The organism is Rathayibacter sp. AY1A2 (genome assembly GCF_002930935.1).
Lineage (GTDB): Bacteria > Actinomycetota > Actinomycetes > Actinomycetales > Microbacteriaceae > Rathayibacter.
This window is the reverse complement of record NZ_PSTP01000035.1, coordinates 1-10611: the sequence shown is the minus strand read 5'-3', so window position 1 is coordinate 10611 and position 10611 is coordinate 1. Positions and strand designations below refer to the sequence as shown.

Genomic DNA, 10611 nt, shown 5'->3' with positions numbered 1-10611 from the left:
CTCCCGAGCCGTTCCCCACGCAGCCCGGCCGGTCCTGCTCCCGGCACGCACCACGAGCCGCCCCGTCTCCGCCTCCCCGGCCCGGGAACGGCGAACGGCCGCCCCCGCCGCTCCTGGAGGAGCAGGGGGACGGCCGTTCGCGGCGGTCGCGGAGGACTACTCCGCGGCGCCCGCCTCACGCTGCGCCAGGGCGCGGCGTCGGAGGCCGGTGATCACAGCACCTGCACCGAGGAGGGCGAGGGCGGCGGCTCCGAGGAGACCGCCGTCGAAGCCCGTCGACGGGAGGCCGCCGGCGCCGTGGCCGGGCGCGCCCGGTCCGGCGGTCGGCGTGGAGGTGGGCTCCCCCGGTCCGGCGGTGGGGCCGGCCGTCGGCGTCGCGGTCGGCTCCGGGGTGCCCGTGGGCTCCGGAGTCGCGGTCGGCGTCGGGGTGGGGGTGACCGCCTCGGTGACGTCGACGCTCACGAGCGTCGCGAGTCCCGAGTCGGTGTAGGCGACACGGCCGAGGTAGCGGGCCGGGCCCGCCAGGTTCGACCAGGAGACCGCGTACGCGATCGGCTCGCCCTGCACGGCGTCGACCACGGCGGGGTCGGTGCTCAGCGAGCCGAGACCGTTCTCCGAAGTGATGACGAAGCTGCGGAAGTCGAACGTGACGGTCGAGGATCCCGGAGCGGTCGAGTAGACATCGGCCTGGACCGTGTACTCGCCCGGAGCGGGGTCGGCGATGTCGACGCGCTCGTCGGCCGAGCCGGTCGCCGAGGTGAAGACCTTGTCGGTGCTCTCGCTGGTGACGGTGAGGTCGAGGTCGGCCGCGTCGTCGAGCGAGTCGAGGTCGAAGCGGGCGAACTCGGCGCCCTCCGGCACCACGACGGTGGTCGTCAGCGACTTCCCCGTGGGGAGCGTCGCCGAGTGGCCGTCGGCGGCGGTGGCGTCCTCGGCGAGGACACCCTCGGCGAGACCGCTCGCGGTGAGCGGCAGCGCGCCGGTGATGCCGGGCGTGACCGTCACCGTGCCGGTGCCGGTCGAGCCGGTGCCGGAGACCTCGTAGGGCGCGTCCAGCAGGACGGGGCGCACCGCGATCGGGCTGCGAACGTCGTGCTCCGCGCTCGCCCAGGTCAGGTAGCCGGTGGCGAACTGGTTGAGCGCCGCCGAGCCGGTGGTGAAGGAGACCGTGTACTCCGCCGTCTGGCCCGCACCCGTGAAGGAGAGGGTCGAGGGCGAGACGACGGTGTCGATCCCGGCGAGGCCGTCGACCGAGGCGGTGTAGGTGCCCGCGCCGGTCGAGGTGACCGTGCGAGTCACGGTCTGCGTGCCCGCGAGGGCGCCGATCGCGATCGAGGCCTGGTTGAGGTCGGACGGGTCGATCGCGGCGATCGGGTCGATCACCGGGTTCGAGGTGAAGACGTAGCCCGCACCCTTGAGGAACGCGATCCAGTCCTCCGTGCCGCTCTCGTAGAGCAGCCCGGGGTCGAGGAACGCGGCCGGGTCGACGTGTCCGGCGCCCTGGGCGAAGACGTCCTCGGACGCGGCGCCCGACTGGTCGACGCTGTCGTAGGCGGAGGTCATCATGGCCGACTTCACGGCGGACGGCGAGGCCTTCGGGGTCGCGCCGAGGATCAGCGCGCCGAGGCCCGCCACGTGCGGAGACGACATCGAGGTGCCGGACTCGAACGCGAAGGCGGGGTCGTCGCCCTCGGCGTTGAAGCTGTCGGCGAGGATCGCGACGCCGGGCGCCGTGAGGTCGGGCTTCAGCACGTCGGCGCCGTCCGCCTCAGCGGGTCCGCGCGACGAGAAGCCGGCGACCTGCGGGACGGGGATGGAGGCTCCGGACGAGTTGCCCTCGGAGAGGGTCACGGTCGCACCGGCGGTGCCGGCGTAGGTCGTGATCGCCTGGTAGGCCTGCGAGTCGATCTGGATGCTCGGGACCGAGTGGTCGTCGACGTGCAGGGCGTTCGGGGTCGGGTTGAGCAGCAGCATGCCGATGCCGCCGGCCCGCTCGACCTCGGCCGACTTGGAGACGCGCGCGGTGACGCCCGCGGTGCAGGCGACGATCGTGCCCTTCACCTTGTCGGGGTCGAGGGTGCCGGTCTCGCAGATGGCGGGGTTCTCGGCGCCCGAGCGGACGACGTCGGCGCTGTTCACCAGCGGTCCGGTGACGTCCTCGTGGACCGAGATGGATCCTCCGACGAACTTCTGGCCGTCGCCGAGAGCGGCGGTCGCGGTGTAGGTCGGGATGGAGGACGCGGCGACCGTGGTGTACCAGGGCGACGCGTGGTCGAGCGTGGAGGCGCCCGCACCCGAGTTGCCGGCCGAGGCCGCGACGAAGACGCCCGCGGCGGCGGCGTTGAGGAACGCCTCGTCGATCGCGGTCAGGGTCGAGGTGGCCGAGCCGCCGCCGATCGAGAAGTTGATGACGTCGACGCCGTCCTTGGTCGCGGCGTCGATGGCCGCGAGGATGCCCGCTCCGGAGCAGAAGTCGTCGTCGTCGGTGCCCTCGTCGGGTCCGTTCCAGCAGACCTTGTACGCGGCGACCTTGGCGGCCGGGGCGACTCCGGAGATCTTCCCGTAGTCGTAGCCGTCGACGCTCGCCTCGACGCCGTTGTTGCCGGCTGCCGTACTCGCGGTGTGCGAGCCGTGTCCGTCGGCGTCGCGCGGGGAGCGGTACTCGGGGTTGTCCGTCGAGCCGACCTCCTCGTCCGCGAGGAACCAGCGTGCGCCGATGAGCTTCTGGTTGCACTCGTCGCCGTCCCACTGCTCGGAGGCGGGGAGCCTCGGCGAGCAGGAGCCGACGAAGGTGCCGCCGTCCGACTTCACGAAGGAGGTGGTGGTGCCGTCCGTGTAGGGGGCCGCTCCGGGCGAGGTCGCCAGGGGCGCGCCCGCGAAGGAGGGGTTCTCGGGCGCGATGCCGGAGTCGATGACGCCGACGACGACGCCCTCGCCCGCCTTGTCGATGCCGCCCAGCTTCTGCCAGACGCCGTTCTCGCCCTCGAGGCCGAGGAAGTCGGTGGAGCGCTGCTGTCCGGTGTCGGGCACCGGGGTGCCGGCGGCGGCCGCGGCGAGCGGCGAGGCCTGCGCGGCGCGGTCGACCTTCAGGTTCTCGACCTTGCGGACCTGGGCGACGTCGCGGCGGCTCGCGAGCTCGCCCGCCTGCTCGCCCGAGAGGGTCGCGGAGAAGCCGTTGAGGGCGACGGTGTAGTGGTAGCCGATGGCGGCGTCGACCGCGGAGGCGACGTCCTCCTGGCGCTGCTCGAGGTGGGCGGAGTAGTCCTCCACCGGAGCCGAGGCGGCCTGCAGCTGCGCACCGTCGACGGGCGCGGTGCGGGCGAAGCGGGCATCGCTGCCCTGGTAGGTGGCCGCGGAGGGCTCGACGAGGGTGACGACGTAGTCGCCGTCGTCGAAGCTCTGGCCGACGGAGAGCCCGCCGACGAGCGAGGCACTGCCGGCGAGAGGGGCGGCACTGGCGCCGGTGGTGGCGAAGGCCGCGGTCGCGGCGACTCCGAGGACGGCGAGGCCCGCGAGGATGCGCCTCTCAGCGCGGCGGACGGGTGGTCGGTGGGACAGGTGGATCGGCAATCGATGTCCTTACTCACATTCGCTGGGAACCGGATCGGTTTCCACACAGAAACGACCCTACGAACTCGATTGCTCAGCTTTGTTACGAACAGGTAACGAAGTTGACGCTGAAGGGGGCCGATCCGTTGGCACTCCCCCTCCGCGAGTGCTAATTTCTTCGAATTGAGCCGGGTCGGCTCAACTCTTGGAACTCTTCGTTGCACGACTGAATGGAGTGATCTCATGGCTGTCACCTACGACCCCGTCCGCGAGCTGGACCGCCTCGCCACCGCCCTCCTCGGCTCCGGTCAGGGGCCCCGCCGGATGCCGATCGACCTGTACCGGGACGGCGACCACTACGTCCTCACCGCCGACCTCCCCGGCATCGACCCGGGGTCCGTCGACGTCGACGTGGACGGGCAGCTCCTCACCATCCGTGCCCAGCGCACCGTCGCGAGCGGCGACGACGTCACCTGGATCACCCGGGAGCGCCAGTCGGCGACCTTCGTCCGCCAGCTGAGCCTCGGCCAGGGCGTCGACACCGAGCGCATCGCCGCGTCCTACGACAACGGTGTGCTCTCGGTGACCATCCCGGTCAGCGAGAAGGCGCGTCCCCGCCGCATCGAGGTCGTCTCGACCGCCCGCCCCGAGCAGGTGCGGATCGGCGAGGCGGCCGCCGAATAGGACGACGAGCGAGGGCCCGTCCGCGATCGTGCGGGCGGGCCCTCCGCCTGTCCGCACGCCCTACGCTGGCCGGATGCGCGCCTCCTCCTCCGACACCGCTGTCGGCGTCCTGCTCCCCCGCGATCTCCCCGCCTCCGAGGTGCTCGGCTACGCCCGCCGCGCCGAGGAGCTCGGCTTCGACGAGCTCTGGGTGGTCGAGGACCTCGGCTTCCGCGGCGGCATCGCCCAGGCCGGCGCGGTGCTCGCCGCCACCGAGCGGATCGGCGTCGGCATCGGCATCCTGCCCGCCGCCGTCCGCACGGCGGCCTTCACCGCGATGGAGCTCGGCACTCTCGCCGAACTGTTCCCCGGCCGCGTCCACGCCGGCATCGGGCACGGGATGCCGCACTGGATGCGCGGCCTCGGCGTCTGGCCGCGCAGCCCGCTCACCCTGCTCGAGGAGCAGTTCGACGCGATCCGCTCGCTGCTCTCCGGCGAGCGCACCCACCGCTCCGGCCGCTACGTGCACGTGGACGGCCTCGTCCTGGAGTCGCCGCCCTCCGTCGTGCCGCCGCTGCTGGCCGGCGTCCGCGGACCGAAGTCGCTGGCGCTCGCGGGCCGGATCGCCGACGGGGTCGTCCTGGCCGAGCCCGTCACTCCGGAGTACCTCGCGGCGGCCCGCGGCCACCTCGGCGGCACCGGACGGATCGTCGCCTACAACGTGGCCGCCGTGGACGACGACGCGGCCGCCGCGCGCGACGCGGTCCGGCCGGGACTCGAGTGGATCGGCGAGCCGGACTGGGCGCCGCACATCGCGCCGCTCCCCTTCGCCGATGACTTCGCCCGCCTGCGGGCCGAGAGCGCCGACCGCGCCGCCTTCGTCCGCGACCTGCCCGACGTCTGGGTCGACCAGCTGGCCGTCGTGGGCACTCCCGAGGACGCTCGTCGCCGCATCGGCCTGCTGCACGAGGCCGGTGCGTCGAGCGTCGTGCTGATGCCGTCGGGGCCCGATCCGCTCCACGCGATGGAGGAGCTCGCCCGGGCGCTCTGAGGCGCTCGGCCCGGGCGCGTCCCACCGGGCCCGGAGACGCCTCCGGCCCGCAGGATCCGAGGATCGTGCGGGCCGGACGCGTCTGCTGAAGCCGGAGATCAGGCCGACATGCGGGCCTTCAGGTTCTCATCGAGGGTCGCGAGGAACTCCTCGGTCGTCTGCCAGCCCTGCTCGGGGCCGACGAGCAGGGCGAGGTCCTTCGTCATCTTCCCGGACTCGACCGTCTTGATGACCACGTCCTCAAGCGTGAGCGAGAAGTCGATGAGCTCCTGGTTGCCGTCGAGCTTGCCGCGGTGCGCGAGGCCGCGCGTCCAGGCGTAGATCGAGGCGATCGGGTTCGTCGAGGTGGGCTTGCCGGCCTGGTGCTGGCGGTAGTGGCGCGTGACGGTGCCGTGCGCCGCCTCCGCCTCGACGACGCTGCCGTCGGGCGTGGAGAGCACGGAGGTCATCAGGCCCAGCGAGCCGAAGCCCTGCGCGACGGTGTCGGACTGGACGTCGCCGTCGTAGTTCTTGCAGGCCCAGACGTAGCCGCCCTCCCACTTCATGGCCGAGGCGACCATGTCGTCGATGAGGCGGTGCTCGTAGGTGAGGCCCGCGGCGTCGAAGCGCTCCTTGAACTCGGTCTCGAAGATCTCCTCGAAGATGTCCTTGAAGCGGCCGTCGTAGGCCTTGAGGATCGTGTTCTTGGTGGAGAGGTAGACCGGGTAGTTGCGCGAGAGGCCGTAGTTCAGCGACGAGCGGGCGAAGTCGCGGATCGACGCGTCCTGGTTGTACTGGACCTGCGCGATGCCGTCGTCCGGGGCCTTGTAGACCTCGAACCTCATCGGCTCGGAGCCGTCCTCGGGCGTGAACTCGACGGTCAGCGTGCCCTTGCCCTTGAAGACGAAGTCGGTGGCGCGGTACTGGTCGCCGAACGCGTGGCGGCCGATGATGATCGGCTTGTTCCAGCCGGGGACCAGGCGCGGGATGTTCGAGATGATGATGGGCTCGCGGAAGATCACGCCGCCGAGGATGTTGCGGATCGTGCCGTTGGGCGACTTCCACATCTTCTTGAGGCCGAACTCCTCGACGCGGGCCTCGTCGGGGGTGATGGTCGCGCACTTCACGCCGACGCCGTGCTTCTGGATGGCGTGCGCTGCGTCGATCGTGACCTGGTCGTCCGTCTCGTCGCGGTACTCGATGCCGAGGTCGTAGTACTCGAGGTTCACGTCGAGGTACGGGTGGATGAGGGTGTCCTTGATCTTCTGCCAGATGATGCGCGTCATCTCGTCGCCGTCGAGCTCGACGACCGTTCCCTCAACCTTGATCTTGGACATTGCTCTCCCATGGTGTCGATGACCCCGCACCTGTGCGGGACGGGCGGCTCTGCACCGCTCCGGATGGCCTCCGCCAGCCTACCCGAGGCCCGAACTGTCTCGATGTCGAGACAGTTCTCGATCGTCCGCGCCGGGGCCGGCGCACGTCGCCCGACAGGAGGATGCCCGCCGTCCTGCGCCGCCGGTACAGTGACGGCATGAGTGACCTCCGCCTGGAAGAGCTGTCCGCCTCGAACATCTCCGCCGTGAACGGCCTGAGCCTCAAACCCGGCCAGGAGCAGTTCATCGCGCCGGTCTCCTACTCCGCCGCCGCCGCGGTGATCGACCCGGGCGCCTCCTGGCAGCGGGCCGTGATGGACGGCGACGAGCTGGTCGGCTTCATCCACGCGCACTTCGACCCGGAGGCGGCGGAGGAGTTCCGCAGCTGCATCTGGCGCATCAACATCGACGCGGCGAAGCAGGGCCGCGGCGTGGGCACCTTCGCCGTCCGCGCCACCGCCGACGAGGCGCGCGCCCGCGGCTTCGACACCCTCACGGTGATCTGGGAGTCCGGCGAGGACGGCCCGGAGCAGTTCTTCCGCTGGATCGGCTTCGAGGTCGTCGGCGAGACGCAGTACGGCGAGAACATCGGGGCGCTGACGCTCTGAGCGCGGCGCCGGAGGCAGCGGAGCCGGCCGACTTCGTCTCCGCCGTCCTCGAGGTGGTCGCCTCGATCCCGCCCGGCCGCGTGATGGCCTACGGCGAGATCGCCGCGGTCCTCGGCACGCGTGCGGCACGCGCGGTCGGCACGGTGATGGCCCGCTACGGCTCCGACACCGCCTGGTGGCGCGTCGTCCGCGCGGGAGGAGCGCCCCCGGTCGGCCACGAGGAGCGCGCCCGCCGGGAGTACGAGCGCGAGGGCACGCCCCTCGTCGTCACGCCGGGCGGCTGGCGCGTCGACGTGCGCAGCGCCCGCTGGCGCCCCTGAGCCGGGAGCGGCTCCGGGACGTGAGTCGCGAGCAGCAGCCGATCAGACGAGCGAGTCCCGCCAGGCCGCGTGCAGGGTGGCGAAGCGGCCCTCGCCGGCGATGAGCGCCTCCGGGGTGCCGTCCTCGACGATGCGGCCGTGCTCCATCACCAGCACCCGGTCGGCGATCGCGACCGTCGAGAGGCGGTGCGCGATGATGACCGCCGTGCGGTCCGCCAGGAGCGTCTGCAGGCCCTGCTGCACCAGGCGCTCGCTCGGGATGTCGAGGGAGGAGGTCGCCTCGTCCAGGATCAGCACCGCCGGGTCGGCCAGGAACGCGCGGGCGAACGAGATCAGCTGGCGCTGACCGGCCGAGACGCGGCCGCCGCGCTTGTTCACATCGGTGTCGTAGCCGTCCGGCAGCGCCTGGATGAACTCGTGCGCGCCGACCGCCTGCGCGGCCCGGACGATCTCGTCGTAGGACGCGGTCGGCCGCCCGATCGCGATGTTGTCGGCGACGGATCCGGAGAAGAGGTACGCCTCCTGGGTGACCATCACGATCGCGCGCCGCAGGTCCTTCGGGTGCAGCTGCCGCAGGTCCACGCCGTCGAGGGTCACCACGCCGTCGCTCGGGTCGTAGAAGCGCGAGATCAGCTTGGCGAGCGTCGTCTTGCCGGCGCCCGTGGACCCGACGAGGGCGATGGTCTGCCCGGCGGGGATGTCGAGGTCGAAGCGCGGCAGCACCTCGCGGTCGGCGGTGTAGGCGAAGCGGACGCCCTCGAAGCCGAGGCGGCCCCGCGCCTGCCGCAGGTCGACCGGGCGGGCCGGATCCGGGATGCTCGGCTCCTCGGCCAGCACGCCCGATATCTTCTCGAGCGCGGCGGCCGCCGACTGGTAGGAGTTGTAGAACATCGCCATCTCCTGCACCGGGTCGAAGAAGCGCCGGGTGTAGAGCAGGACCGCCAGCAGCGCGCCGATCTCGAGCCCGCCGTCGAGCACGCGGACGCCGCCGATGAACAGCACCACGGCGACGGTGACGTTGCCGATCAGCACGAGCCCGGGGTCGAAGGTGCCGAACACCCCGAAGACGCGCTTGTAGGCGAGCCGGTACTGCTCGACGACCCCGCCGAACACGGACTCGTTGCGCTTCTGCGTGCGGAAAGTCTGCACGGCGCGGATGCCGGTCATCGACTCCACGAACTGCACGATGAGCCGCGACGAGGCGACTCGGGTGCCGCGGAACAGCGCCTGCGACCGCTTCTGGAACCAGCGGGTGAGCAGCGCGAGCGGCACCAGGGCGCAGGCGAGCACGATGCCGCTCACGCCGTCCAGGGAGACGAGGGCGATCGCGACGAAGCCCATGTAGAGCGCACCCTGCACCAGCTGGTTGATGCCGGAGTCGAGCAGCTCGCGGATGGAGTCGAGGTCGCTGGTCTGGCGCGAGATGATCCGGCCGGAGGTGTAGTTCTCGTGGAACTCCAGGCTCAGCTTCTGGGTGTGCAGGAAGACCCGCTTGCGCAGGTCGATCAGGATCGCCTGGCTCACCCGCGCGGAGAGCACGGTGTACCAGGCGACCAGGAGCGCGCCGACGAGTCCGGTGAGGATGTAGGCGCCGACCGTGACCGCCAGCGGGACCGCGTTCCCCGCGAGGACCGCGGGCAGGCCGTTGTCGATGCCCGCCGCGATCAGCGCCGGTCCCGCGACCTGGGCAGCGGTCGCGACGACGACCACGACCGCGGTGAGCACCAGCCGCAGCCGGAGCGGCCGCAGCAGGGAGCCGAGCAGCCGCAGCGAGCGCCGGCGCAGAGCCGCCGACTCCGCTCTGCTGAGGTCGTCGCGCTCCTCGGAGGAACCGAGCGTGCTCATGATCGCGTCTCCTGGTGGGTCGTCGTGGGGCGGGAGCCGATGCGCTGGGTCCCGGCGGGCCGGGTCAGCTCGTCCTCCTCGAGGCTCGAGATGACGAAGCGGTAGTGCGGGCTGCTCGCGAGCAGCTCGCTGTGGGTGCCGACCGCGGTGATGCGGCCCTCCTCCATCAGTGCCACGCGATCGGCGAGCGCCACCGTCGAGGGGCGGTGGGCGACGATGATCGCCGTGGTGTCGCCGAGCACGCGGCGCAGCCCCGCCTCGACGCGCGCCTCCGTGTCGACGTCGAGCGCCGAGAGCGGGTCGTCGAGGACGAGCACCGCCGGACGCGCGGCCACCGCGCGGGCGAGGGCCAGGCGCTGGCGCTGGCCGCCGGAGAGGCTCATCCCCTCCTCGCCCACCTTCGTGTCCAGGCCCTCGGGGAGGCGGTGGACGAAGTCGGCCTGCGCGATCTCGAGGGCCTCGAGCAGCTCCTCCTCGGTCCCGTCGGGTCGGCCGAGGAGGACGTTCTCGCGCACGCTGGTGGAGAAGAGCGTCGCGTCCTCGAACGCCATGCCGACGTGCGTGCGCAGCTCGTCGCGGCGGAGCCGGCGGATGTCGACGCCGTCGAGCTCGATGGCGCCGCCGGTCACGTCGTAGAGGCGCGGGAGCAGCGCGGTGAGCGTCGTCTTCCCGGACCCGGTGATGCCGACCAGTGCCATCGTCTCGCCCGGCTCGACCTCGAGGTCGACGCCGTCGAGGAGGTCGCGGTAGCGCTCGGGGGCGTCCTGGTAGCGGAAGTGGACGTCGCGGAAGCGCACCCGGCCGCGCGGCTCGAGGATCGTCTCGGGGTCCTCCGGGTCGGTGATGGTGTTCCGGCTGTCCATCACCTCGAAGTAGCGGTCGACCGCCGTGCGGGTGTCGAAGGTCATCGAGAGGAGGAAGCCGATCGACTCCACCGGCCAGCGCAGCACGGTCGCGGTGGCGAAGAAGGCGAACAGCTCGCCGACGCTCAGCTGGCCGGCCGCGGCGAGCCAGACCCCGCCGAGCAGGCAGAGCGCGAACGCGATGTCCGGCACCAGCAGCAGGACGAGCCAGATCCCGGCGATGGCGCGGGCCTTGTCGATCTCGGTGCCGCGGAGCTTCTCGGCCTGGCCGGCGAAGTTCTCCAGCGCGTGCTGGTGGCGGCCGAAGGCCTTCAGGACGCGGATGCCGTGCACCGACTGCTCGACGGTCGTGGCGAG

General features: G+C 71.9%; 8 protein-coding genes. 4 read left to right on the top strand and 4 right to left on the bottom strand.

Annotated elements, in window-relative coordinates:
- Positions 1-156: 156 nt before the first annotated feature.
- Positions 157-3570 (bottom strand): S8 family serine peptidase, encoded by a 3414-nt coding sequence (locus C5B93_RS16630; RefSeq protein ID WP_104292985.1) that lies wholly within the window; start codon positions 3568-3570, stop codon positions 157-159.
- Between the two features lie 222 nt (positions 3571-3792).
- Here C5B93_RS16630 and C5B93_RS16625 point away from each other — a divergent pair, with 222 nt between their 5' ends.
- Both C5B93_RS16625 and C5B93_RS16620 read left to right on the top strand, forming a co-directional pair.
- Complete coding sequence (locus C5B93_RS16625; RefSeq protein ID WP_104233909.1) at positions 3793-4233, top strand: Hsp20/alpha crystallin family protein; 441 nt, start codon at positions 3793-3795, stop codon at positions 4231-4233.
- Between the two features lie 73 nt (positions 4234-4306).
- The gene (locus C5B93_RS16620; protein ID WP_104292984.1) at positions 4307-5263 is read left to right on the top strand and encodes an LLM class flavin-dependent oxidoreductase; all 957 of its coding nucleotides are present in this window, start codon (positions 4307-4309) and stop codon (positions 5261-5263) included.
- 98 nt (positions 5264-5361) lie between these two features.
- On the opposite strand, the gene C5B93_RS16615 is transcribed toward C5B93_RS16620, so the two are convergent.
- Complete coding sequence (locus tag C5B93_RS16615; RefSeq protein WP_104224939.1) at positions 5362-6579, bottom strand: NADP-dependent isocitrate dehydrogenase; 1218 nt, start codon at positions 6577-6579, stop codon at positions 5362-5364.
- A 197-nt stretch (positions 6580-6776) separates the two neighbouring features.
- Here C5B93_RS16615 and C5B93_RS16610 point away from each other — a divergent pair, with 197 nt between their 5' ends.
- Positions 6777-7226, top strand: a complete 450-nt coding sequence (locus C5B93_RS16610; protein ID WP_104224946.1) for a GNAT family N-acetyltransferase — start codon at positions 6777-6779, stop codon at positions 7224-7226.
- A complete protein-coding gene (locus C5B93_RS16605; protein ID WP_104238475.1) occupies positions 7223-7546 on the top strand; it encodes an MGMT family protein in 324 nt (107 codons plus the stop codon). The genes C5B93_RS16610 and C5B93_RS16605 overlap by 4 nt, the downstream gene beginning before the upstream one ends.
- A 42-nt stretch (positions 7547-7588) precedes the next feature.
- Here the strand turns inward: C5B93_RS16605 and C5B93_RS16600 are convergent, their stop codons facing one another.
- Both C5B93_RS16600 and C5B93_RS16595 read right to left on the bottom strand, forming a co-directional pair.
- Complete coding sequence (locus tag C5B93_RS16600; protein ID WP_104292983.1) at positions 7589-9391, bottom strand: ABC transporter ATP-binding protein; 1803 nt, start codon at positions 9389-9391, stop codon at positions 7589-7591.
- Positions 9388-10611 (bottom strand): ABC transporter ATP-binding protein (locus C5B93_RS16595; RefSeq protein ID WP_146078539.1); only part of this gene is annotated, 1224 nt, incomplete at its 5' end. The genes C5B93_RS16595 and C5B93_RS16600, both read right to left, overlap by 4 nt.